The organism is Mesorhizobium sp. WSM4832, from assembly GCF_055811115.1.
In genome coordinates, this window is the sequence record NZ_JBVVQH010000001.1 from 498,110 (window position 1) to 520,799 (window position 22,690).

Sequence of the window (22,690 nt, forward strand, 5' to 3'; positions counted from 1 at the left end):
TCGGATAAGATCATGCTCCAAAAAACAAAGCCTTAGAGCGGGATGACCGGCTGCTTTGGCTTCGTCCCGCTCTAAGGCACTATCTCGCCGAAAAATCCATTATTCAAATAAGAAATTACGACGATTGCGGCACGTCGGACCCGGCGAGCTGCGAGAGCCGCGACGCGGCGCCTTGCAGATGCCGAATCGTCAGCGTGATGTCGGGCGCCGTGGGCGCGTTGACGAGGGTGATGTAGGGGATGGTCAGCGCGGCGATGGCTCTGCCATCCGGCCCCAGCACCGGCGTCGACAGATTGTAGACGCCGGCGGTCTGCAACGAGGCCATCATCTCGTAGCCGCGGTCGCGCACCTGGTCGAGGCGGGCGAAGAACTCCGGTGTCAGGTTGAACTGTTCCGTGCTCTGCACATGCTCGGCGATCATCATCTTGCGCTCTTCGGGCGAGCGGAAGGCAAGCAGCACATGGCCGGAACCGGTGTCGAAAAGGCTGATATGCGACCCGACGCGGATCGAGATACCCCAGTAGCGCGGCGCTTCCTGCTGCGCGATAACCACGGCGGCGCCGCGGTCGAACACCACCAATTGGTTGGCCTGCCATGACGTCTCGGCCAGGTCGCGCATGATCGGCGTTGCATAGGACACCAGCCGCCGCACCGGTGCGTGCAATTGCGCGAGGCCGAAAAGCTTGAGCGTCAGCGAATAGCGGTCGCCGTCGATCTTGGTGACATAGCCGCGCCGCACCAGGCGGTCGAGCATACGGTAGAACTCGTTCGGGCTTCGGTCGAGCCGCTTGGCGATCTCGGCCTGCGTCAGCCCGCCATCAACGCCCGACAGGAGCTCAAGGATATCCAGGCCCTTGTCGAGCGCCGGCGCGCGGTAGCGGTCCCCGTCTTCTTCCTCTGCCACCTGCCCCTCCAGTGAATTTCAATCTGCATATATGCATGAACTTCATTCCACGGGAAGCATAATCGGCTTGACCCGGGAATGAAAATGCTATTTGCATATGAATGAAGCTTAGGCGATCGGCTACGCACTCGGCGAGCCGTCGCCGCGAGCTCATGGGAGGAGAACATGACGAGACTGCTTCTAGGCATTTCCACCGGCCTGGCCGGCCTGCTGCTCGGCGGCACGGCATTTTCAGCCGATCTGCCCGGCAAATTTCCGGGCGTGACGATCGACGTGAAGCTGATCGGCGGCCAGCAATATGAAAAGCTCTACGAGCGCATCCCCGAATGGGAGAAGGCCACCGGCGCCAAGGTCAACATCCTGACCAAGAAGAACGGCTTCGACATCGACAAGGAGCTGAAGTCCGACATCGCCTCGGGCAGCACCAACTGGTGCGTCGGCTGGAACCATTCGTCCTTCGCGCCGCAATATACCGGCCTTTACACCGACCTCAGCAAGCTCTTGCCGAAGGAAGAGATCGACGCCTTCGTGCCGTCGACGATCACAGCCGCGACCATCGACGGCAAGCTCGAGATGCTGCCGCGCGCGCAGTTCGACGTCTCGGCGCTCTACTACCAGAAGAGCCTCTACGAGAACGCCGACAACAAGACCAAGTTCAAAGCCAAATACGGTTATGACCTGGCTCCGCCCGACACCTGGAAGGAAGTCACCGACCAGGCCGAGTTCTTCGCCAACCCGCCCAATTTCTACGGCACGCAGTTCGCCGGCAAGGAAGAGGCGATCAACGGCCGCTTCTACGAGATGGTGGTCGCCGAGGGCGGCGAATATCTCGACAAGGACGGCAAGCCCGCCTTCAACTCCGAGGCCGGCATCCGCGCGCTCGACTGGTTCGTCAACCTCTACAAGGCCAAGGCCGTGCCGGCCGGCACCACCAACTATCTGTGGGACGATCTCGGTCAGGGCTTTGCTTCGGGCACCGTGGCGATCAATCTCGACTGGCCGGGCTGGGCCGGTTTCTTCAACGACCCGAAGTCGTCGAAGGTCGCCGGCAATGTCGGTGTCAAGGTCGCGCCCAAGGGTTCTTCCGGCAAGCGCACCGGCTGGTCGGGCTTCCACGGCTTCTCGGTGACCGAGAACTGCGCCAACAAGGAAGCAGCCGCATCCCTGGTGTGGTGGCTGACCAATGAGGACAGCCAGAAGCTGGAAGCCGCCGCCGGCCCGCTGCCGACCCGCACCGCGGTTTGGGACTGGGACCTCAAGCAGGCCGAAAACGATCCGTACAAGAAGGAGGTTTTGGCCGCCTTCCAGGAGGAAGCCAAGCACGCCTTCGCCGTGCCGCAGACGCCTGAGTGGATCGAGATCTCGAACGCCGTCTATCCCGAACTGCAGGCGGCGATCCTTGGCGACAAGACGTCCAAGCAGGCCCTGGATGAGGCCGCCGCCAAGGCGACGCAGATCCTCCAGGACGCCGGCAAGCTCTAGACATTGCTGCCAACGCTGCCTCCCCCATCGCGAATGGGGGAGGCGACAGTGTCTTGCCGCTATGGGCAGAGCCTGTCTGCACAGACCGGGCCTTGCCGGTGAGCGGTCCGAAGTCGCCCGAAGTCGAATGCAAAACCTCACAGGATCCTGATGAAGGGCTTCAAGCCATCCGCGCCGTTCCTGTTGCTGCTCCCGGCCACCATCGTGCTGGCGGCGGTCGTGGTGCTGCCGTTGATCCTGTCGCTCTATTCCAGCTTCACGCCGTTTCGCCTGACGCGGCCCGAGACGTTCTTCGTCGTCATCGGCTTCCGCAACTACCTCTCGATCCTGTCCAATGCGGATTTCTGGTGGGCTTTTGGCCGCACCGTTCTGTTGCTCACCATCGCGCTCAACCTCGAAATGCTGCTTGGGTTGGGCCTGGCCATGCTGGTCGAGAAGGCGACGCGCGGGCAACGCATCCTGCGCACGCTGATGATGTTCCCGATGATGTTCTCGCCGATCCTGGTCGGCTTCCAGTTCAAGTTCATGTTCAATGACAATATCGGCCTGGTGAACAACGCGCTGCAGTCTCTAGGGCTTACGCAGGACGCCATCCCGTGGCTGATCGAAGGCCGTCTCGCTTTCATCGCCATCTCGATCGCCGAGATCTGGTCGTCGACCTCGATCTTCGCCATCCTCATCCTGGCCGGGCTTCTCGCCATGCCCAAGGAGCCGATCGAGGCGGCGCGCGTCGATGGCTGCACGCCCTGGCAGACCTTCCGCTATGTGACCTGGCCGTTCGTCATGCCCTTCGCCTACATCGCCATGACGATCCGCTCGCTCGACGTGGCGCGCGCCTATGACATCGTCAAGATCATGACCGATGGCGGCCCGGCCGGCCGCACGGAACTGTTGTGGACGCTTGTCGGGCGCACCGCCTACAGCGATGCGCGCATGGGCATGGCCAACGCCATGGCCTATTTCTCGATCCTGCTGTCGATCGCCTTCACCGTCTATTTCTACAACAAGCTCGCCGCGGCGCGCGCGCAGATCGGCGCGGAGTGGTGAAGATGGACGAGAACGCCTCCGCCCGCCTCACGCGCCGCGCGCTGACCGTCGCGCACCGCGTCGGCCTGTTCCTCGCCATGCTCGTCATCTGCCTGCCGGGCATCTGGATCGTGCTGTCGTCGCTCAGGCCCACGGTCGAGATCATGGCCAAGCCGCCGGTCTGGATCCCGCAAGAGCTGTCCCTCGACGCCTATGTCGCCATGTTCAGCGGCATCGGCAAGGGCGGCATCCCGGTGCTGGACTATTTCCGCAACTCGCTGATCATCTCGGTCACCTCGACGGTGATCGCGGTGGCCATCGGCATGGCCGGCGGCTATGCCTTCGCGCGCTACCGGTTCCGCGGCAAGTCGGGCATGTTCCTCGGCCTGATGCTGACGCGCACCGTGCCCGGCATCGCGCTCTCGCTGCCGCTGTTCTTCCTCTATGTGCGGCTGGGCATCATCGACACCCATGTCGGCATGATCCTCGCTTATGTCGCGCTCAACGTGCCGTTCACGATCTGGCTGATCGACGGCTTCTTCCGCCAGGTGCCGAAGGACCTCGCCGAAGCCGCGCAGATCGACGGCTGCACGCGCTGGCAGGCGTTCTGGCAGGTCGAATTCCCGCTCGCGCGTCCGGGCATCGCATCGGCCGCGATCTTTGCCTTCCTCACCTGCTGGAACGAGTTCGCGCTGGCCTCGCAGCTCACCCGTTCCGTCAACTCCAAGACGCTGCCCGTCGGGCTGCTCGACTACACCGCCGAGTTCACCATCGACTGGCGCGGCATGTGCGCGCTGGCCGTGGTGATGATCATCCCGGCGCTGACCCTCACTTATATCGTCCAGAAACACCTCGTCGGCGGCCTGACCTCCGGCGCGGTGAAAGGTTGATTTGCATGGCAACGGTTTCGCTGAAAAAGCTCACCAAACGCTACGGCACTATGGAGATCGTGCATGGCATCGATCTCGAGATAGCCGACCGCGAGTTCATCGCGCTGGTCGGCCCCTCCGGCTGCGGCAAGTCGACGACTTTGCGCATGATCGCGGGTCTCGAGGATATCAGCGGCGGCACGATCGACATCGGCGGCCGCATGGTCAACGACCTGCCGCCGCGCTCGCGCAACATCTCGATGGTGTTTCAGTCCTACGCGCTCTATCCCCACATGAGCGTGCGCGAGAACCTCGGCTTCTCGCTCAAGATCGCCGGCGCCGCCAAGGACGACATGGATCGGCGCGTCGCCGAGGCCTCCGCCATCCTTGGCCTCGACGAGCTGCTCGAGCGACGCCCCTCGCAGCTTTCCGGCGGTCAGCGCCAGCGCGTCGCCATGGGCCGCGCCATCGTGCGTGATCCGGACGTCTTCCTGTTCGACGAGCCGCTATCGAACCTCGACGCCAAGCTGCGCACGCAGATGCGCACCGAGATCAAGAAGCTGCACGCCAAGGTGAAGTCGACGGTCATCTACGTCACGCACGACCAGGTCGAGGCGATGACGCTCGCCGACCGCATCGTCATCATGCGCGCCGGCTACATCGAACAGGTCGGCACGCCGGACGAAGTGTTCAGCCGTCCCGCGACACACTTCGTCGCCGGCTTCATCGGCTCGCCGCCGATGAATTTGCACGAGGCGACGGTGAGCGACGGCAAACTGGTGTTCAGCGGCGGCGACAGCCTGCCGCTGCCCGGCCAGTTCAAGTCGAGGACGGCTGCCGGCGACAAGGTCGTGTTCGGCATCCGCCCCGATGATTTCTACCCCACCGGCCACGGCCTGAGTTCCGGCGGTGAAACCGAAGTCCACCGCGTCGAGCTGCCGGTCAGCATCACCGAGCCGCTCGGCAACGAAACGCTGGTCTTCGCCGAGTTCAATGGCACCGACTGGGTGTCGCGCATGCTCAATCCCAAGCCACTAAAGGCGGGCGACAGGATCGGCATGAGCTTCGACCTGAGCCGCGCGCATCTGTTCTCCGCCGAAACCGGCAAGTCGCTGAGGATCTGACATGGCAAAAATCGAGAAAGTCGAGCTGCGCATGGTCGACCTCGTGCCGAAGGTGAAGCGCACCGATGCCATCCAGAGCTTCGTCAGCCAGGAGACGCCGATCGTCACCATCACCGATTCCGACGGCGCGTCGGGCACCGGCTACAGCTACACGATCGGCACCGGCGGCTCTTCGGTGATGCGACTTCTGGCCGACCATCTTGTGCCGCGCCTGATCGGCCGTGACGCCGACCAGATCGAGGCGATCTGGCACGACCTCGAATTCGCCACCCACGCCACCACCATCGGCGCCATCACCGCGATCGCGCTGGCCGCGATCGACACTGCACTTTGGGATCTGCGCGCCAGGAAGCAGAACCTGCCGCTGTGGAAGCTCGCTGGCGGCGCCAAGGACCGCTGTCCGCTCTACACTACCGAAGGCGGCTGGCTGCATATCGAGACGGCCGCACTGGTCGAGGACGCGCTTGCCGCGAAGGCGAAGGGTTTTACCGGCTCGAAGGTCAAGATCGGCAAGCCGCACGGCTCGGAAGACGTCGCGCGGCTGTCGGCCGTGCGCAAGGCGGTCGGCGACGGCTACGAGATCATGACCGACTGCAACCAGGGCTTTTCCGTCGACGAGGCGATCCGCCGCGCCGAGCGGCTGCGCGAGCTCGACCTCGCCTGGATCGAGGAGCCGCTGCCGGCCGACGACATCGACGGCCATGTGCGCCTGTCGAATTCGACCGCGACACCCATTGCGGTCGGCGAGTCGCTCTATTCGATAAGGCATTTCCGCGAATACATGCAGAAGGGTGGCTGCAACATCGTCCAGGTCGATGTCGGCCGTATCGGCGGCATCACGCCCTGGCTGAAAGTGGCGCATGCGGCGGAGGCCTTCGACATGCCGGTCTGCCCGCATTTCCTGATGGAACTGCATGTCAGTCTGGTCTGCGCCATCCAGAACGGCAAATATGTCGAGTATATTCCGCAGCTCGACGAGTTGACGGGCGACAAGATGCGCATCGAGAATGGCCATGCGCTGGCGCCCAGCGAGCCCGGCATCGGCATCGACTGGGACTGGGACGCGGTCAAGGCAAGAAGCATCGCCGAGTTCACCACGGCGATCGTGAAATAGGGAGGCGGATATGCAGCGCATGGGAATGGTGCTTGGCCTGAAGCCCGAGAAGGTCGAGGAATATGTCCGCCTGCACGCCGCCGTCTGGCCGGACGTTCTCGCCATGATCTCGGCCTGCAACATCAAGAACTATTCGATCTACCTGAAACGGCCGGAGAACCTCTTGTTCTCTTATTTCGAGTACCACGGCGCCGACTATGCCGCCGACATGGCCAGGATGGCCGCCGACCCGAAGACCCAGGAATGGTGGGCGGTCTGCATGCCTTGCCAGGAACCGCTGCCGACCCGCAAGGAAGGCGAATGGTGGGCGACGATGGACGAGGTCTGCCATCATGACTGATGCCTTCGATCCGGCATCGCTGGCGCAGTCCTGGCCAAAACCCTCGAAGCCGCGCCCGATCGTCACCTTCGGCGCCGGCTCGATCGTCGGCGACGCGCATTTTCCCGCGTATCGCAAGGCCGGCTTCCCGATTTCCGGCCTCTACGATCCGGATCAGGCCAAGGCGCAGAAGCTCGCCGAGACATGGGGCGTGATGGCCTTTCACTCGATTGAAGAAGCAGCAGCGGTGAAGGACGCGATCTTCGATCTGGCGACGCCGCCGGGCCGGCATGCCGAGGTGCTGAAGGCGCTGCCCGACGGCGCGGTGGCGCTGATCCAGAAGCCGATGGGCAACTATCTCGGCGAGGCCACGGAAATCCTCGAAATCTGCCGCGCCAAGAGCCTCAGGGCGGCGGTCAATTTCCAGCTCCGCTTCGCGCCGATGATGCTGGCGCTGAAGGACGCCATTGCCAAGGGCTGGCTGGGCGAAGTCGTCGACTTCGATGCCTTGCTGGCGCTCGACACGCCATGGCAGCTCTGGGAATTCCTGCTCAAGGCGCCGCGTGTCGAGATCGCCATGCACTCGATCCACTATCTCGACCTGATCCGCCAGCTTCTCGGCAATCCGCTGGGCGTCCATGCCAAGACGCTCGGCCATCCCAATCACAAGGTCGCGCAGACCCGCACCAGCGCCATCCTCGATTACGGCGATACGGTGCGCTGCGCGCTCTCGATCAATCACGACCACAAATTCGGCCGCCGCCACCAGGCCTGCGAGTTCCGCATCTGCGGCACCGAGGGCGCGGCCTACGTCAAGCTCGGCCTCAACCTCGACTATCCGCGCGGCGAGCCGGACATATTGGAAATCCATCCCAGGGGCCGGTCGGACTGGGTCAGCGTGCCGCTCGCCGGCGAATGGTTCCCCGACGCCTTTGTCGGTCGCATGGCCAATATCCAGCGCTTCGCTTCCGGCGAGGACGCCGAGCTTGTCAGCTCCGTCGAAGATGCCTGGCACACCATGGCGCTGGTTGAAGCCGCCTATAAATCGAGCGCCGCGCCGGCGACGCCGCTCGCCGCAAAGCCGTAAGGCAGGACATGGAACAGACCACCTATTTCGAAGACTACGAGATCGGTTCGTCGCGCCTCACCGGCGGCCGCACGATCACCGAGACCGACTTTGTCGTCCATGCCGGCCACACCGGGGATTTCTTCCCGCACCACATGGACGCCGAGTACATGAAGACGACACCCTTCGGCCAGCGCATCGCCCATGGCACGCTGGTCTTCTCGGTCGGCGTCGGCCTGACGGCGAGCGTGATCAACCCCGTCGCCTTCTCCTACGGCTACGACCGGCTGCGCTTCATCAAGCCCGTCTTCATCGGTGACACGATCCGCACGCGCACCACCATCGCGGCCAAGGAGGATGACCCCAAGCGCCCCGCTTCGGGTCGCGTCATCGAGCGCGTCGAAGTTATCAATCAGCGCGACGAGGTCGTGCTGGCGGCGGATCACATCTACATCGTCGAGCGACGGCTCGGCTGACAGACGGAGACAAACAACATGGCTGATCTGACAGGTAAGGTCGCGGTGGTCACGGCGGCTGCGCAAGGCATCGGCCGGGCAAGCGCGTTGGCTTTCGCAAAAGCCGGCGCCATCGTCCATGCCACCGACATCAATGAGGCGGCCCTGGCCGAGCTTGGCAAGACGCCCGGCATCAAGACGCGCAAGCTCGATGTGCTGAACGACGATGCCGTCAAAGCTGCTTTCGCAGAGATCGGCCGCATTGACGCGCTGTTCAATTGCGCCGGCGTCGTCCATTCCGGCTCCATCCTGGAGATGAAGGACGAGGACCTCGACTTTGCCTTCAATCTCAACGTGCGCGCCATGATCCGCACCATCCGCGCCGTGCTGCCCGGCATGCTGGAGCATGGCGATGGCTCGATCATCAACATGGCGTCGGTTGCAGGCGCGCCGAAGGGCGTGCCGAACCGCTTCGCCTATGGCGTGACCAAGGCGGCCGTGGTCGGCCTGACCAAATCGATCGCCGCCGACTATGTCGCCAAAGGCGTCCGCTGCAACGCCATCTGCCCGGGCACCGTCGAGAGCCCTTCACTGCAGGGCCGCATGCAGGCGCAGGGCGACTATGAGGCGGCCCGTGCCGCCTTCATCGCCCGCCAGCCGATGGGCAGGATAGGGACGCCGGAGGAGATCGCCGACCTCGCCGTCTATCTGGCTGGCGCCACCTATACGACCGGACAGGCCTATAATATCGACGGCGGCTGGTCGATCTGAGGCCGTTTCGGCGGCCAGGTCGAGCGACGGCGGTAATCCAGTTACGAGGCGGGCAGCTAAGAGGATGACATGACCAGGATCACGGACCTCAGAACCTTCGACCTGCGCTTTCCGACGTCGCAAAGCCTCGACGGTTCGGACGCGATGAATCCAGACCCGGATTACTCGGGTGCGTATGTCATCCTCGATACCGATGTCCCGTCGCTGAAAGGTCATGGCCTCACCTTCACCATCGGCCGCGGCAACGAGATCTGCTGCGCGGCGATCGAGGCGCTGCGCCATCTCGTCGTCGGGCTCGACCTCGACTGGGTGAAGCAGGATCCCGGCCGTTTCTGGCACCACGTCACCGGCGACAGCCAGTTGCGCTGGATCGGCCCGGACAAGGGCGCCATGCACCTTGCGGTCGGCGCAGTGGTCAACGCGGTCTGGGACCTGTGGGCCAAGGAGGCCGGCAAGCCGGTCTGGCGCCTCGTCGCCGAGATGAGCCCGGAAGAGATCGTGCGCATCGTCGATTTCCGCTACCTCACCGACGCGATCACGCCCGTTGAGGCGCTTGAAATCCTGAAGAGGGGCGAAGCCGGCAAGGCCGGGCGCATCGCCACGCTCGAGCGCGAAGGCTATGCCTGCTACACCACTTCGGCCGGCTGGCTCGGCTATCCCGACGACAAGCTGCGGCGCCTATGCCAGGAAGCTGTCGACCAGGGTTTCGATCACATCAAGCTGAAGGTCGGCCGCGACCGCGCCGACGACATCCGCCGCCTGCGGATCGCCCGCGAGGCCATCGGCCCGGACAGATACCTGATGATCGACGCCAATCAGGTCTGGGAGGTCGACCAGGCTATCGACTGGCTGAAAGACCTTGCCTTCGCCAAGCCGTTCTTCATCGAGGAGCCGACAAGTCCCGACGATGTCGCCGGCCATGCGAAAATCCGCAAGGCGGTGGCGCCGATCAAGGTCGCGACCGGCGAGATGTGCCAGAACCGCATCATGTTCAAGCAGTTCATCGCCGGCGGCGCGATCGATGTCGTGCAGATCGATTCCTGCCGCATGGGCGGTCTCAACGAAGTGCTGGCGGTGCTTCTGATCGCCGCCAAATTCGGCCTGCCGGTCTGGCCGCATGCCGGTGGCGTCGGCCTGTGCGAATATGTCCAGCATTTGTCGATGATCGACTATGTCGCGGTGTCGGGCAGCAAGGACGGTCGCGTCATCGAATATGTCGACCATTTGCACGAGCACTTCCTCGAACCCTGCCTGATCCGCGACGCCGCCTACATGCCGCCCCGCGCGCCCGGCTTCTCGATCGAGATGAAGGCGCAGTCGATCGAAGACTATCTGCATCGCGCCTGATATCGGGTGACCGCGCGGCAATCGTGCCGGGGCCCGCTGTGCCGCACAGCTGCGAATCGGCTATGCCTTGCGCATGCAGGAAACGTCCCTTTACGAGCCGGTGAAGCGGTTTCTCGAGAGCATGGATTTCGCCGTCAAGGGCGAGATCGGCGGCTGCGACGTGGTCGGCGTGCGTGCGGGCGAACCGTCGGTCGTCGTCATCTGCGAACTCAAGCTGCAATTCAACCTCGAACTCGTCCTGCAAGCCGTCGATCGCGCGGCGGCCTGTGACGAAGTCTGGCTGGCTGCCTTGATGTCGGCGCGCGGCAAGGGTCGGGAGCACGACCGCCGCTTCCGCGCGCTCTGCCGCCGTCTCGGCTTCGGCCTGTTGGGTGTCGGCAAGAAGGGTGAGGTGGAACTGATCCTCAGTCCGGCCGCCTTGCCGCCGCGCCGCGATCCGCGGCGGCGCTCGCGCCTCGTCGAGGAGCATCACCGCCGCAAGGGCGATCCATCCATCGGCGGCAGCACGCGAAGGAAGCCGATCATGACCGCTTACCGGCAGGAGGCGCTCGCCTGCGCCGCCGCCATGGCAGACGGGCCGAAGCGCCCGCGCGATCTCAAGGCGCTTTCGCCGCGCGCGGCCAGCATCCTTCTGCACAATTATTATGGCTGGTTCGCCAGGGCCGAGCGCGGCGTCTACGCGCTGACCGAAGCCGGCCTTGCGGCGATCGGACCTTTGCCGGCGGCGCTGTAACTTATCGCGGATCGAAAGCTTTGCCGGCTTACCACTCAGCGGCCGGCTTACCACTCTGCGAAGGAGCCGTCCTTGTGGCGCCACACCGGATTGCGCCAACGATGACCTTCCTTGGCGCGTTCCTTGACGTATTCCTCGTCGATCTCGACCCCCAGGCCGGGCCCGTCCGGGATCGCCACATAGCCTTCATGATAGCGGAACACGTCCTTGTTGGCGGCATAGTCCAGCAGGTCGTTGGCGGCATTGTAATGGATGCCGAGGCTCTGCTCCTGGATGAAGCAATTGTAGCTCACCGCGTCGAGCTGCAGGCATGCGGCGAGAGCGATCGGGCCGAGCGGGCAGTGCGGGGCGACCGCCACGTCATAGGCTTCCGCCATCGCCGCGATCTTGCGGCATTCGGTGATGCCTCCGGCATGCGAGAGGTCCGGTTGGATGATGTCGACGACCGCCTCCTCGAACACCGACTTGAAGTCCCAGCGGCTGTAGAGCCGCTCGCCCAGCGCGATCGGCGTCGAGCCAAGTGCGGCGATCTCCTTCAGCGCTTCGCGGTTTTCGCTCAGCACCGGCTCCTCGATGAACATCAGCCGGTATGGCTCCAGTTCCTTGACCAGGATGCGCGCCATCGGCCGGTGCACGCGGCCGTGGAAATCGACCGCGATGCCGATATCGGGACCGACCGCCTCGCGCACCATGGCGACGCGTTCCACTGCCGCATCGATCCTGTCGTGGCTGTCGACGATCTGCAGTTCCTCCGTGCCGTTCATCTTGAGCGCCAGGAAGCCACGCGCGACCATTTCCCTGGCGCCCGCCGCAACCTCCGCCGGCCGGTCGCCGCCGATCCAGGAATAGACCTTGATGGTGTCGCGCAGCTTGCCGCCAAGCAGTTCATGCACCGGCACGCCGAGCGCCTTGCCCTTGATGTCCCACAGCGCCTGATCGATGCCGGCGATGGCGCTCATCAGGATCGGCCCGCCGCGATAGAAGCCGCCGCGATACATGACCGTCCAATGATCCTCGATCAAGCGCGGATCCTTGCCGATCAAATAGTCGGCCAGTTCCTTGACCGCCGCCTCGACCGTCAGCGCCCGGCCTTCGACGACGGGCTCGCCCCAGCCGCTGACCCCGGCATCGGTCTCGATCTTGAGGAAGAGCCAGCGCGGCGGAACGACATAGGTGGTCAGGGCGGTGATCTTCATGCGGCCGGCCGGTCTCAGTTGTTCTTCAATTTCTTGGCGCTGGTCAGGTCGCGCGCCGCAAGGTCGAGGATCTTGCTCGCCGCGGCCCGCGCCGCTGCGGCATTGCGCATGCGCAGCGCCTCCACGACTTCGCGATGTGCCGCCACCGCTTCCATGCGCCTTTCAAGCGAGATCGTCGCCGACGCTTCCAGCGAGAATTTCAGCCCGGTGTCGATCAGATTGCCGATCTGGCGGAAGATCGGGTTGTGGCTGGCGCCATAGACGATCTGGTGGAAGGCGATGTCGGAGCGCGAGAATTGCGTCAGGTCCTCGCCGGCGCCGGCCATGCCTTGCCACGCCATCTCGAGGTCGGCAATCTCCTGCATCGTCGCCCGCGTCGCCGCGAGTTCGGCGACAAGCGGCTCGATGGCGCGGCGGGTCTCCAGGATCGCGTCGAACAGCTTGTCGTCCAGCGCATGCGGCGCATGCCAGGCGAGCACCTGTGCGTCAATGATGTTCCAGTTGTCCTGGTCGCACACGACCGTGCCGACGCGCGGCCTGGACAGCACCAGCCCCTTGGCCGCCAGCACCTTCAGGGCCTCCCGGATGACGGTGCGGCTGACGCCATATTCGATGCCGAGATCGTTCTCGGTCGGCAGCGACGACCCCGCCGGATAGCGGCCGGAGAAAATGTCGGAGGCCAAAGCCTTGGTTACGTCAGGCATGACGCGTGGACGACGCGCGGTCTCACGCGGTTCGGCCTCTTCGTCAGCCTTCTTCGGTGTTTCGGTCACCTCAGCCCCTCCTCCAAGGCAGCGAACCCTTTGGTTTGCGCGCAATTGGTCCGGCCTTAGCGGATGCGATTGATTTGCGCCAGCGACTACTTGTCGGACTATCTATCTTATTTATCATACCAGATCAATTGACGGGTATGATAAAATTGACTACACACTGCCAATCCGGGCCGAGCGCCCGGCCGTTTGCTGGGAGGTAATCATGCGACTTTTGAAAACCGCGCTCGTCGCGGGTGCTCTCGCTGTCTTGTCGGTCACCACGATTGCGTCCGCCTATGCGCAGGACACCAAGATCGGCTTTATCGTTAAGCAGCCCGAGGAGCCGTGGTTCCAGGACGAATGGAAGTTCGCCGACCAGGCTGCCAAGGAAAAGGGTTTCACCCTGGTCAAGATCGGCGCCGAGGACGGCGAGAAGCTGATGTCGGCGATCGACAATCTCGGCGCTCAAGGAGCGCAGGGCTTCGTCGTCTGCACGCCCGATGTGAAGCTCGGCCCCGGCATCGTCGCCAAGGCCGCCGCCAACAATCTGAAGCTGATGACGGTCGACGACCGCCTCGTCGGCGCTGACGGCAAGCCGTTGGAAGACGTGCCGCATATGGGCATCTCGGCGACCAAGATCGGCGAGGCGGTCGGTCAGGCCATCCTCGACGAGATGAAGACGCGTGGCTGGAAGATGGATGAGGTCGGCGCGATCCGCGTCTCGTACGACCAGCTGCCGACCGCCGTCGACCGCGTCGAGGGCGCGATTTCGGTGCTGAAGGCCGCCGGCTTCAAGGCCGAGAACATCTTCGACGCCCCGCAGGCCAAGACCGACACCGAAGCCGCCCTCAACGCCGCGACGGTCGTGCTCAACGCCCATGCCGACATCAAGAAGTGGATCGCCTTCGGCCTCAACGACGAGGCGGTGCTCGGCGCCGTGCGCGCGTCCGAGAGCGTCGGCATTCCGGCCGACGGCATGATCGGCGTCGGCATCGGCGGCGCGGAATCGGCGATCAACGAGTTCAAGAAGCCGGCGGCGACCGGCTTCGTCGGCACGGTCATCATCTCGCCCAAGCGTCACGGCTACGAGACGGCGCTCAACATGTATGACTGGATCGCCAACAACAAGGAGCCGGCGAAGCTGACGCTGACCGCCGGTGCGCTGGCCAAGCGCGACGACTATCAGAAGGTGAGGCAGGACCTCGGCATCGAATAATCCTCCCTGTACAAACAGGCGGCGGCCGTGTCGCCGCCTGTTTGGTACGATCCGGCAAGGGTAGCGCAGAAGGATCGAAGCGTGTCCTTTCTCGAATTCTCAAACATCACCAAGACCTATCCAGGCGTCAAAGCCCTGTCGGATGTGTCGTTCGGCATCGAAAAGGGCGCCGTGCATGGGCTGATGGGCGAGAACGGCGCCGGCAAATCCACCTTGATCAAGATCCTGTCCGGCGACCAGCATGCCGATGCCGGCGAAATAAGCATCGACGGCAAGGTCCAGGCCTATGCCTCGACCAGGGACGCTTTCGACAACGGCGTCATCGTCATCCACCAGGAATTGCAGCTCGTTCCCGAGCTGACCGTCGCCGAGAATCTCAGCCTTGGCCGTTTTCCGGCCAGCGCCGGCATCATTGCGCGCCGCCGGATGCTCGACGATGTCGGCGCCAAGCTGAAATCGGCCGGCATCGACACCGACATGCGCCGCAAGGTGAAGACGCTATCGATCGGCGAGCGCCAGATGGTCGAGATCGCCAAGGCAGTCATGCTCGACGCCCGCGTCATCGCGCTCGACGAGCCGACCTCGTCGCTTTCCTCGCGCGAAAGCGAGATACTGTTTAAGCTGATCGGCCGGCTGCGCGGCGAAGGCAAGGTCATCATCTATGTCTCGCACCGCCTCGACGAGGTGTTCAGGCTCTGCGACAGCCTGACGGTGCTGCGCGACGGCAAGCTCGCCGCGCATCACACGTCGCTGAAGGATGTGACGCGCGATCAGGTCGTGGCCGAAATGGTCGGCCGCGAGATTTCCGACATCTGGGGTTTTCGCCCGCGAAAGGCCGGAGAGGTTCGCCTCAAGGTCGACAATTTGAGCGGCGCCAGATTGCGGACGCCGGCGAGTTTCGAAGCCCGTGCCGGTGAGATCGTCGGCTTGTTCGGCCTCATCGGCGCCGGACGCTCGGAGCTGATGCGGCTCGTCTTTGGCGCCGACCCACGCTCGGGCGGCACGATCGCCGTCGACGGCAAGGCGGTTGCCGCCGCCAGCCCGCATGACGCGATCAGGGCCGGCATCGTGCTGTGCTCGGAAGACCGCAAGCATGACGGCATCATCCAGGGCCGCTCTGTCGAGGAGAACATCAACGTCTCGTCGCGGCGCCATCACACGCGCTTCGGCGTGCTCAGCCGCGCAAGCGAGATCGCGATCGCCGAGACCTTCATCAAGAAGCTCAAGGTGCGCACGCCATCGCGCAGGCAGGACATCGTCAATCTCTCCGGCGGCAACCAGCAGAAGGTCATCCTTGGCCGTTGGCTGTCGGAACAGGGCATACGCGTGCTGATCGTCGACGAACCGACGCGCGGCATCGATGTCGGCGCCAAGTCGGAGATCTACGAGTTGCTCTACCAGCTCGCCGAGGACGGCATGGCGATCGTCGTCGTCTCGTCCGAGCTACCGGAAGTGATGGGCATCTGCGACCGCATCCTGGTGATGTGCGGCGGACGCATCAGCGCGGAGCTCGCGCGCGACCAGTTTGCCGAAAGGGCGATCCTGGCCGCCGCGCTGCCCGACAAGAAAACCCCCGACGCGATCGCATCCTGAGGATTTGTAATGACCGACCGGTTGAAGAAGATACTGCTCGGCGAACAGGGCCTCGTCGTCATCTTCATCGTCGCCTTCGCGCTGGTGTCGCTCCTGGTGCCGAACTTCCTCACCGACCGCAACATGCTCGGCCTGCTGCAGTCGGTGGTCACTGTCGGCATCGTCGCCTGGACCATGATGTTCTGTCTCGCGGCGCGCGACTTCGACCTATCGGTCGGCTCCATCGTCGCCTTTGCCGGCATGGTTGCGGTGATGGCGTCGAACACCACCGGCTCGATCCTGCTCGGCCTTGTCGCGGCAATCGCTTGCGGTGCCGTCGTCGGCTGGGTCAATGGCATCGTCATCGCCAAATTCCGCATCAATGCCTTGATCACCACCTTGGCCACCATGCAGATCGTGCGCGGCATGGCGCTGATCTCGTCGGACGGCCGCGCCGTCGGCATCAACAGCCCCGATTTCTACCAGCTCGCTCTGTCGAAACTGCTCGGCATACCGACGCCGATCTGGGTGCTGGCGGTGCTGTTCGGCATTTTCGGCTTCGTGCTCAACAGCACCGTCTTCGGCAAGAACACGCTGGCCATCGGCGGCAATCCGGAGGCCTCGCGCCTTGCCGGCGTCAATGTCGACAGGACGCGCATCTGGATCTTCACGCTGCAGGGCGTGGTCTGCGGCATCGCCGGCATCCTGCTTGCCTCGCGCATCACTTCGGGCCAGCCCAACGCCGCGGTGGGCTTGGAGCTGTCCGTGATCTCGGCCTGCGTGCTCGGCGGCGTGTCGCTTGCCGGTGGTCGTGCGACAATGTCGGGCGTCATCGTCGGCGTGCTGATCATGGGCATCGCCGAGAACGCGATGAACCTGCTCAACATCCCGGCCTTCTACCAATACATCGTCAGGGGCGTGATCCTGCTTCTGGCCGTCCTGCTCGACAATCTGCGTTCCTCCGCCTTGGGGCGGCGCTGATGGCACGGCTTTCCGGTAAACGCATCTTCCTGACCGGCGCGGCGCAGGGCATCGGCTACGCGATTGCCGAGGCGTGCCTGCGCGAGAAGGCCGAGCTGTTCCTGGTCGACCGCGACGCGAGCCTGCTCGCCGAAAGCGCCGCACGTTTGGGTAAGGTCGCTCATGCTGCGGCCGACATCGCTGACGCTAAAGCGATCGACGCCGCGATGGCGGCGGCGGGGAGGGCCATCGGCCCGATCAACGCCGTCATCAACAATGCCGGCACCAACGTATTTTCAACCCCACTCGAAGCAACCGAGGACGACTGGACGCGCAATCTAGACGTCAACGTCAAAGGCGCCTGGCACTGCGCCAGGGCGGCACTGCCCGGCATGATCGGGCAAGGCGGCGGCGTGATCCTCAACATCGCTTCGACGCACGCCTTCACCATCATCCCGCACACCTTCCCCTATCCCGTCGCCAAGCACGCGCTGCTTGGCCTGACCAGGTCGCTGGCCATTGAATATGCCGGCAACAATGTGCGCGTGAACGCACTGGCGCCGGGCTACGTCGCCACGCAGAAGGTCATCGACTACTGGAACGGTTTCGACGATCCGGAGGCCGCGCGCCGCAAGACGCTGGCGCTGCATCCGAGCGGGCGGATCGCCACGCCGGAAGAGATCGCCATGGCCGCGGTCTTTTTGGTCTCCGACGAATGCCCCTTCATCAACGCCGCCTGCCTCGTCGCGGATGGCGGCCTGAGCGTGCTTCACCACCCCTGAAACAAGCCATAAATCGGAGGATAAAATGGCAAATGATGTGTTCGCAAAATCCCTGTTGACGCGTCGCCAGGCGCTTGCGCTTGGTGCAAGCGCGGCGCTGGCGGGCTCGCTCCCGCGCATCGCGTTCGCTGCGGACGAGAAGGTCACGCTCTGGCACGGCTGGACCGGCGCCGACAACACCACGGCGCTCAACGGCGTCATCGATACCTTCAACAAGGGCGGCAAGGGCGTCACGGTCGAGCCGACCGGCTATGACTGGGATACCTTGTTCTCCAAATGGGTCGTCTCATCCGCCGGCGGACGCGCGCCGGACCTGGTGCTCTTCCACATCACCGAACTGCCCGAATTTGCCACGCGCAAGGTCATCCGTCCGATCGACGACGTCGTCGCGTCGTCCGGCCTCGACCTGTCGCAGGTTCCGGATGCCGGCCGCACCGGCGTGATCTTCGACGGTAAGGTCTATGCCGCGCCGCTCGACGTCCATCCGCTCGGTTTCTACTACAATGTCGATATGGTTCAGGAGGCGGGGCTTGATCCGACAAAGCCGCCGAAGACCGGGGAGGAATTCCTCGAATGGGCAAAGAGGCTCACGGTCAAGGACGGCAGCGGCAAGGTCACGCGATACGGCTTCGAATTGCCGAACACCTGGGCGACGGCGCGCTGGATCTGGTTCAGCCTTATGTACCAGTTCGGCGGCACCTTCCTCGACGACAAGGGCCTAGCCGCGGTCGACAGCGAAGCCTCGCAGAAGGCACTGCAGTACCTCGTCGACCTGATCAACGTTCATGGCGTGACCAATCCGGAGGTCGGCGGCAACAAGGGTGAGGACGCCTTCGCCTCGAAGCAGGTCGCGATGAAGTTCATCGGCCCGTGGGAGGTCAATCTGCGCATGGCGCAGAAGATGAATTTCATGACCGCGCAGCTGCCGGTGTTCGGCGCCAAGCCGGCGGTGTGGGCCAACTCGCATTGCATGGCGGTATCGAAGCAGAAAAACGACGACAAGCTCGCCGCCGACGGCAACTTCATGAAGTGGTTCTTCGACAATTTCGCAGCACCCGCCACCACCGTCGGCATCATTCCGCAGAGCAAGGCGGTACGCGAGAGCGCGGCCTTCACCGGCACCGAGCAGTACAAATACTTCAAGTCCTTCGTCGACGATCTGCCCAACATCGTCTACGAGCCGCTGATCCCGCAATACCTCTCGGTCTTCTCCTTCGACAAGCCGACGCCGCTGGTCACCAACCTTCAGGCCGCGCTCAGCGGCTCCAAGCCGGTGCCGGACGCCTTGAAGGCGATGAAGGAAGGTCTCGACGCGCAGCTGAAGAAGGGCTGATGACATCGCTGGCATCACAACCGGCGGGCCGCTCCAGGGCCCGCCGCGCGGCTGCGCAGGAGGGAGGGGCGGTGCGCAGCGGCATGACGCTTGCCGCCTATCTCTTCCTGTCGCCCTATCTGGCGCTGTTCATAGCCTTCATGCTGATGCCGACGCTCGCCGCCGTCGGCGTCAGTTTCATGCGCTGGGACATTCTCGGAACGCCTGAATTCATTGGGCTCGACAATTACCGGCAGATATTCGCCGACCCGCTATTCCTGACCGCGATCAAGAACACCTTCTATTTCGTCTTCCTGACCGCGATCCCGATGGTCGTGCTCGGCCTGGCCCTTGCAATGCTGCTCGACCAGAAGCTCAAGGGGACGGCGTTCGTGCGAACGGTGGTGTTCCTGCCTTATGTGGTCATGGTTTCGACGGTCGGCATCCTCTGGGGCTGGCTGTTCGACAAAGGCACCGGCCTCGTCAACTACTACCTGACCACGATCGGCATCGAGCCCATCGCCTGGCTCAAGGATCCGCATTGGTCGATGCCGGCCTTGGCCATCACCACCGTCTGGTGGACCGTCAACACCAACATGATCATCTTCCTGGCGGCGCTGCAGGATATTCCGGAAGAACTGCATGACGCCGCCACGCTCGATGGCGCCGGCCCGTGGCAGCGTTTCGTCTACATCACGCTGCCGTTGCTGCGGCCGGCCATGGCGCTGGTCACCGCGCTCACCATCATCAATGGCTGGCGCGTCTTCGGCCAGGCCTATGTGATGACGCAAGGGGGGCCCGAAGCAAGCACCTTCGTCATCGTGCAGTACATCTACCTCACCGCATTCCAGAATTTCGAAATGGGGCCGGCAGCCGCCGCTGGCGTGGTGCTGCTCTTGATCACGCTGGTCTTCTCGCTGGCCCAGATGAAGCTGATGAAGGCGATCTGATGCAGGACCAACGTTCAGCCCGTGCCGGGAAATCGCTTGGCGGGCGTGCGCTGGCCTATGTGCTGATGGGCGTGGTGACGGCGCTCTGGGGCGCGCCGATCCTTTGGATGCTGGTCACATCGATCAAGCCGGAGAGCGAGATCTACGTCTATCCGCCGGCATGGATTCCGGATGCACCGACGCTCGAAGCCTACGGCGCGCTGTTCCAGCGCTTTCCCATGCTGACCTGGTTCCGCAACTCGGCCGTCGTCGGGTTACTGACGACCGTGCTGACCTTGGCCGTCGATGCGCTGGCCGCCTATCCGCTGGCGCGCATGCAATTCCCCGGCCGCCGCGCCATCATGGGCGTCATCTTCGCGACTTTCCTGCTGCCATACGAACTCCTGTTCGTGCCGCTGTTCCTGGGCTTGAACAGCTACGGCCTGGTCGACAGCATTTTCAGCCTGACCGTGCCGGCCTCGGCGAACGCCTTTGGGGTCTTCCTGCTCACCCAGTTCTTCCAGGCCGTGCCGAGGGAATTGGAGGACGCCGCGATCATGGACGGATGCAGCCGTTTCGGCTTCTTCTGGCGCATCCTTTTGCCGCTCACCAAGCCGGGCCTTGCCACCGTCGCGATCTTCACCTTCGTCGCCAGCTGGAACAATTTCTTCTGGCCGTTGATCGCCACCAATTCCGACGAGACGCGCACGCTTCCGGTCGGGCTGGCGACATTGGTCGGCGGCGCCGGCATGTCGATGAAGCAGAGCGTGCTGATGGCCTCGGCCGTCGTGGCAACCCTGCCGACGGCGATCTTCTTCCTGGCCTTGCAGCGCCACTTCGTGCGCGGCATCGCCGCGACCGGCATCAAGGGCTGACGATGGCCGATATCGCCATCGCCGACGACCGCCTTCGCTGCGTTCTCGATCGCGATCAGAAACGCTCGCGGTAGTCGCGCGGGTTGGCGCCGAGAATGCGTAGAAAGCCGCGCCGCATCGTTTCCTCGGAGCCGAAGCCGCAGCGGCGCGCCGTCTTGTTGACGGGCTGCCCCCGTTCCAGCATCCGCCGCGCCGCTTCGATGCGGATCTCCTCGATGGCGCGGGCGGGTGTCCGCCCGGTTGCTTCCTGATAGTGCCGCGAGAAACTGCGCCGGCTCATATTGGCCTGGTCGGCCAACTGCGCCAGCGAAAGGTCGCCGGCCAGATTGTCGAGGATCCACCCATGCAGCCGGTCGAAGCGCCCGTCGCCTTCCTGCAGCTTGAGGGTCTGGCTGAATTGCGCCTGGCCGCCCGGACGTTTCAGGAAGACGACCAGCTCGCGCGCCACCGCCAGCGCCATGCGCCGGCCAAGGTCGGCCTCGACGAAGGAAAGCGCAAGATCGATGCCCGCCGTCACGCCGGCCGAGGTCCACACATTGCCGTCACGAATAAAGATCGGGTCGGGTTCGAGCCGAACCGCCGGAAAGCGCCGGGCGAACTCCGCGCAGCGCCCCCAATGGGTAACCGCGCGGCGACCGTCGAGCAGGCCGGCCTGCGCCAGCAGCATGGCGCCGCTGCAGACGGAAGCTGTTCGCGTAGCATCCTGCGAGCGGCCGATGATCCACTGGACCAGCTCGGCATCCTCGCAGGCCGCGTTGACGCCCCATCCGCCGGGCACGATCAGCGTGTCGATCTCGAGCCCGTGCTCCGGCAGCGCCGCTACCTCAAGCACGAGGCCGGACGATGTCCTGATCCGTGGCGAAGCGGCGACGACGGCGACGTCATAGACGGCCGGTTCGCCGGCCTGGGTCCTGAAGTCGTTGGCGCTGGCGAAAACCTGAAGCGGTCCGCTGACATCGAGGAGCTGGATGTCGGGATAGGCAAGGATTTCGATACGGCGCATGGCATTGGCCTGAAACGAGGGGTGATTGGCGATCGTGCCAAAGCATGATGCCTTAGATTGCCAGAAGTCAACTCGCCCCGAGTCAACCTGTGGAGATTTCCATGACCCTTCGTTTCGGCATTCTCGTATTCCCCAACGTCCAGCAGCTCGACCTCACCGGGCCGTACGAAGTCCTGGCCACCGCCAGGGGCGCCGAGGTCGAATTGATCTGGAAGGACCGCAATCCGGTGATGTCTTCAACGCGCCTTTCCCTCACGCCGACCGCGACCTTCGACGATTGCCCGCCTCTCGACGTTCTGTGCATTCCTGGCGGAGGCGGCGTCAACGCGCTGCTGGAAGACCAGGCGGTCCTCGATTTCGTCTGGGAGCGCGCGGCGCAGGTGCGCCACATCACCTCGGTCTGCAGCGGCGCCCTGGTGCTCGGCGCGGCCGGGTTGCTGAAGGGCAAGCGCGCCACCACGCACTGGTATGCGCATGATTTCCTTGAAGAGTTCGGCGCGATCCCCGTCGATGCGCGGATCGTTGAGGACGGCAAGCTGATCACCGCCGGCGGCGTCACATCGGGGATCGATTTCGGGCTGGCGCTGGTCGCAAGGCTGCTCGGCCAGGCCGAAGCCGAGACGGTACAGCTCTCGCTCGAATATGCGCCGGCGCCCCCTTTCCGCTCCGGCACGCCCGCCGAGGCTTCGCCGGCCGTGTTGGCGGAGGCAAAGGAGCGGCTCGCGGGTTCGAGGCGGGTCCGTGAGGATATGTTCGCTCGCTGGCGCGAAGCGCGCGGCGGACATGTCGCAGCGTAATCATGCCTGAAGCCAGGGAGGCGAATGGCGCAGATCCGCGCCATTCGGCCCGGCCTCGTTTCGACTGTTGACTCGCCTTTCGCCCT

General features: G+C 64.1%; 23 protein-coding genes. 19 read left to right on the plus strand and 4 right to left on the minus strand.

What is annotated here, in order from left to right; genetic code table 11:
• Window positions 1-115: 115 nt before the first annotated feature.
• Window positions 116-904 (minus strand): IclR family transcriptional regulator, encoded by a 789-nt coding sequence (locus AC0L2L_RS02370; RefSeq protein ID WP_473575913.1) that lies wholly within the window; start codon window positions 902-904, stop codon window positions 116-118.
• Between the two features lie 165 nt (window positions 905-1,069).
• Here AC0L2L_RS02370 and AC0L2L_RS02375 point away from each other — a divergent pair, with 165 nt between their 5' ends.
• The 11 genes from AC0L2L_RS02375 to AC0L2L_RS02425 all read left to right on the plus strand — a co-directional run bounded on the left by AC0L2L_RS02375 (window position 1,070) and on the right by AC0L2L_RS02425 (window position 11,210).
• A complete protein-coding gene (locus tag AC0L2L_RS02375) occupies window positions 1,070-2,386 on the plus strand; it encodes an ABC transporter substrate-binding protein (RefSeq protein ID WP_473575914.1) in 1,317 nt (438 codons plus the stop codon).
• 150 nt (window positions 2,387-2,536) lie between these two features.
• Complete coding sequence (locus AC0L2L_RS02380) at window positions 2,537-3,433, plus strand: carbohydrate ABC transporter permease (protein ID WP_473575916.1); 897 nt, start codon at window positions 2,537-2,539, stop codon at window positions 3,431-3,433.
• 2 nt (window positions 3,434-3,435) lie between these two features.
• Window positions 3,436-4,302, plus strand: coding sequence for a carbohydrate ABC transporter permease (locus AC0L2L_RS02385; protein ID WP_473575918.1), 867 nt, complete (start codon window positions 3,436-3,438; stop codon window positions 4,300-4,302).
• Between the two features lie 5 nt (window positions 4,303-4,307).
• A complete protein-coding gene (locus AC0L2L_RS02390; protein WP_473575920.1) occupies window positions 4,308-5,405 on the plus strand; it encodes an ABC transporter ATP-binding protein in 1,098 nt (365 codons plus the stop codon).
• Between the two features lies 1 nt (window position 5,406).
• Window positions 5,407-6,519 (plus strand): mandelate racemase/muconate lactonizing enzyme family protein, encoded by a 1,113-nt coding sequence (locus AC0L2L_RS02395; protein WP_473575922.1) that lies wholly within the window; start codon window positions 5,407-5,409, stop codon window positions 6,517-6,519.
• A 10-nt stretch (window positions 6,520-6,529) separates the two neighbouring features.
• The gene (locus tag AC0L2L_RS02400) at window positions 6,530-6,859 is read left to right on the plus strand and encodes an L-rhamnose mutarotase (protein ID WP_473575924.1); all 330 of its coding nucleotides are present in this window, start codon (window positions 6,530-6,532) and stop codon (window positions 6,857-6,859) included.
• Complete coding sequence (locus AC0L2L_RS02405; protein WP_473575925.1) at window positions 6,852-7,925, plus strand: Gfo/Idh/MocA family protein; 1,074 nt, start codon at window positions 6,852-6,854, stop codon at window positions 7,923-7,925. The genes AC0L2L_RS02400 and AC0L2L_RS02405 overlap by 8 nt, the downstream gene beginning before the upstream one ends.
• An 8-nt stretch (window positions 7,926-7,933) precedes the next feature.
• Window positions 7,934-8,380 carry a MaoC/PaaZ C-terminal domain-containing protein gene (locus AC0L2L_RS02410; protein ID WP_473575926.1) on the plus strand — a complete coding sequence of 149 codons (447 nt, stop codon included), beginning with the start codon at window positions 7,934-7,936 and terminating at the stop codon, window positions 8,378-8,380.
• 18 nt (window positions 8,381-8,398) lie between these two features.
• A complete protein-coding gene (locus AC0L2L_RS02415; protein WP_473575927.1) occupies window positions 8,399-9,130 on the plus strand; it encodes an SDR family oxidoreductase in 732 nt (243 codons plus the stop codon).
• Window positions 9,131-9,199: 69 nt separating this feature from the next.
• Window positions 9,200-10,477 (plus strand): L-fuconate dehydratase, encoded by a 1,278-nt coding sequence (locus tag AC0L2L_RS02420; RefSeq protein WP_473575929.1) that lies wholly within the window; start codon window positions 9,200-9,202, stop codon window positions 10,475-10,477.
• Window positions 10,478-10,550: 73 nt separating this feature from the next.
• On the plus strand, window positions 10,551-11,210 hold the full coding sequence (locus tag AC0L2L_RS02425) for a DUF2161 domain-containing phosphodiesterase (protein ID WP_473575930.1): 660 nt from the start codon (window positions 10,551-10,553) through the stop codon (window positions 11,208-11,210).
• A 47-nt stretch (window positions 11,211-11,257) separates the two neighbouring features.
• On the opposite strand, the gene dgoD is transcribed toward AC0L2L_RS02425, so the two are convergent.
• Window positions 11,258-12,406, minus strand: a complete 1,149-nt coding sequence (gene dgoD / locus AC0L2L_RS02430; RefSeq protein ID WP_473575931.1) for a galactonate dehydratase — start codon at window positions 12,404-12,406, stop codon at window positions 11,258-11,260.
• Window positions 12,407-12,420: 14 nt separating this feature from the next.
• Window positions 12,421-13,110 carry a FadR/GntR family transcriptional regulator gene (locus AC0L2L_RS02435; protein ID WP_473576095.1) on the minus strand — a complete coding sequence of 230 codons (690 nt, stop codon included), beginning with the start codon at window positions 13,108-13,110 and terminating at the stop codon, window positions 12,421-12,423.
• A gap of 271 nt (window positions 13,111-13,381) precedes the next feature.
• Here AC0L2L_RS02435 and AC0L2L_RS02440 point away from each other — a divergent pair, with 271 nt between their 5' ends.
• The 7 genes from AC0L2L_RS02440 (at window position 13,382) to AC0L2L_RS02470 (ending at window position 20,804) form a co-directional block, all read left to right on the plus strand.
• The gene (locus AC0L2L_RS02440; RefSeq protein ID WP_473575932.1) at window positions 13,382-14,374 is read left to right on the plus strand and encodes an arabinose ABC transporter substrate-binding protein; all 993 of its coding nucleotides are present in this window, start codon (window positions 13,382-13,384) and stop codon (window positions 14,372-14,374) included.
• Between the two features lie 81 nt (window positions 14,375-14,455).
• Window positions 14,456-15,967: an L-arabinose ABC transporter ATP-binding protein AraG gene (araG, locus tag AC0L2L_RS02445; protein WP_473576097.1), complete on the plus strand. Its 1,512-nt coding sequence runs from the start codon at window positions 14,456-14,458 to the stop codon at window positions 15,965-15,967.
• 9 nt (window positions 15,968-15,976) lie between these two features.
• A complete protein-coding gene (gene araH, locus AC0L2L_RS02450) occupies window positions 15,977-16,927 on the plus strand; it encodes an L-arabinose ABC transporter permease AraH (protein WP_473575933.1) in 951 nt (316 codons plus the stop codon).
• Window positions 16,924-17,688: an SDR family oxidoreductase gene (locus AC0L2L_RS02455; protein ID WP_473576099.1), complete on the plus strand. Its 765-nt coding sequence runs from the start codon at window positions 16,924-16,926 to the stop codon at window positions 17,686-17,688. The genes araH and AC0L2L_RS02455 overlap by 4 nt, the downstream gene beginning before the upstream one ends.
• A 25-nt stretch (window positions 17,689-17,713) precedes the next feature.
• On the plus strand, window positions 17,714-19,021 hold the full coding sequence (locus AC0L2L_RS02460) for an ABC transporter substrate-binding protein (protein WP_473575934.1): 1,308 nt from the start codon (window positions 17,714-17,716) through the stop codon (window positions 19,019-19,021).
• Window positions 19,021-19,950: a carbohydrate ABC transporter permease gene (locus tag AC0L2L_RS02465; RefSeq protein ID WP_473575936.1), complete on the plus strand. Its 930-nt coding sequence runs from the start codon at window positions 19,021-19,023 to the stop codon at window positions 19,948-19,950. The genes AC0L2L_RS02460 and AC0L2L_RS02465 overlap by 1 nt, the downstream gene beginning before the upstream one ends.
• Entirely contained in the window at window positions 19,950-20,804 is an 855-nt protein-coding gene (locus AC0L2L_RS02470) for a carbohydrate ABC transporter permease (RefSeq protein WP_473575937.1), read from the plus strand. Before AC0L2L_RS02465 ends, AC0L2L_RS02470 begins: the two co-directional genes overlap by 1 nt.
• Before the next feature lie 55 nt (window positions 20,805-20,859).
• Here AC0L2L_RS02470 and AC0L2L_RS02475 read toward each other — a convergent pair whose 3' ends face one another.
• On the minus strand, window positions 20,860-21,807 hold the full coding sequence (locus tag AC0L2L_RS02475; RefSeq protein WP_473575938.1) for a GlxA family transcriptional regulator: 948 nt from the start codon (window positions 21,805-21,807) through the stop codon (window positions 20,860-20,862).
• A 101-nt stretch (window positions 21,808-21,908) separates the two neighbouring features.
• Here AC0L2L_RS02475 and AC0L2L_RS02480 point away from each other — a divergent pair, with 101 nt between their 5' ends.
• Window positions 21,909-22,604, plus strand: a complete 696-nt coding sequence (locus AC0L2L_RS02480) for a DJ-1/PfpI family protein (protein WP_473575940.1) — start codon at window positions 21,909-21,911, stop codon at window positions 22,602-22,604.
• The last annotated feature ends 86 nt before the right edge of the window (window positions 22,605-22,690 follow it).

Bases quoted from the DNA above. Each gene is read 5' to 3' on its own strand.
- AC0L2L_RS02385 (WP_473575918.1), top strand. From the start codon at position 3,436: ATGGACGAGAACGCCTCCGCCCGCCTCACGCGCCGCGCGCTGACCGTC.
- AC0L2L_RS02475 (WP_473575938.1), bottom strand. From the start codon at position 21,807: ATGCGCCGTATCGAAATCCTTGCCTATCCCGACATCCAGCTCCTCGAT.
- AC0L2L_RS02400 (WP_473575924.1), top strand. From the start codon at position 6,530: ATGCAGCGCATGGGAATGGTGCTTGGCCTGAAGCCCGAGAAGGTCGAG.
- araH (WP_473575933.1), top strand. From the start codon at position 15,977: ATGACCGACCGGTTGAAGAAGATACTGCTCGGCGAACAGGGCCTCGTC.
- AC0L2L_RS02435 (WP_473576095.1), bottom strand. From the start codon at position 13,110: ATGCCTGACGTAACCAAGGCTTTGGCCTCCGACATTTTCTCCGGCCGC.
- AC0L2L_RS02415 (WP_473575927.1), top strand. From the start codon at position 8,399: ATGGCTGATCTGACAGGTAAGGTCGCGGTGGTCACGGCGGCTGCGCAA.
- AC0L2L_RS02420 (WP_473575929.1), top strand. From the start codon at position 9,200: ATGACCAGGATCACGGACCTCAGAACCTTCGACCTGCGCTTTCCGACG.
- dgoD (WP_473575931.1), bottom strand. From the start codon at position 12,406: ATGAAGATCACCGCCCTGACCACCTATGTCGTTCCGCCGCGCTGGCTC.
- AC0L2L_RS02440 (WP_473575932.1), top strand. From the start codon at position 13,382: ATGCGACTTTTGAAAACCGCGCTCGTCGCGGGTGCTCTCGCTGTCTTG.
- AC0L2L_RS02465 (WP_473575936.1), top strand. From the start codon at position 19,021: ATGACATCGCTGGCATCACAACCGGCGGGCCGCTCCAGGGCCCGCCGC.
- AC0L2L_RS02395 (WP_473575922.1), top strand. From the start codon at position 5,407: ATGGCAAAAATCGAGAAAGTCGAGCTGCGCATGGTCGACCTCGTGCCG.
- AC0L2L_RS02380 (WP_473575916.1), top strand. From the start codon at position 2,537: ATGAAGGGCTTCAAGCCATCCGCGCCGTTCCTGTTGCTGCTCCCGGCC.
- AC0L2L_RS02425 (WP_473575930.1), top strand. From the start codon at position 10,551: ATGCAGGAAACGTCCCTTTACGAGCCGGTGAAGCGGTTTCTCGAGAGC.
- AC0L2L_RS02375 (WP_473575914.1), top strand. From the start codon at position 1,070: ATGACGAGACTGCTTCTAGGCATTTCCACCGGCCTGGCCGGCCTGCTG.
- AC0L2L_RS02390 (WP_473575920.1), top strand. From the start codon at position 4,308: ATGGCAACGGTTTCGCTGAAAAAGCTCACCAAACGCTACGGCACTATG.
- AC0L2L_RS02460 (WP_473575934.1), top strand. From the start codon at position 17,714: ATGGCAAATGATGTGTTCGCAAAATCCCTGTTGACGCGTCGCCAGGCG.
- AC0L2L_RS02470 (WP_473575937.1), top strand. From the start codon at position 19,950: ATGCAGGACCAACGTTCAGCCCGTGCCGGGAAATCGCTTGGCGGGCGT.
- AC0L2L_RS02480 (WP_473575940.1), top strand. From the start codon at position 21,909: ATGACCCTTCGTTTCGGCATTCTCGTATTCCCCAACGTCCAGCAGCTC.
- AC0L2L_RS02410 (WP_473575926.1), top strand. From the start codon at position 7,934: ATGGAACAGACCACCTATTTCGAAGACTACGAGATCGGTTCGTCGCGC.
- AC0L2L_RS02405 (WP_473575925.1), top strand. From the start codon at position 6,852: ATGACTGATGCCTTCGATCCGGCATCGCTGGCGCAGTCCTGGCCAAAA.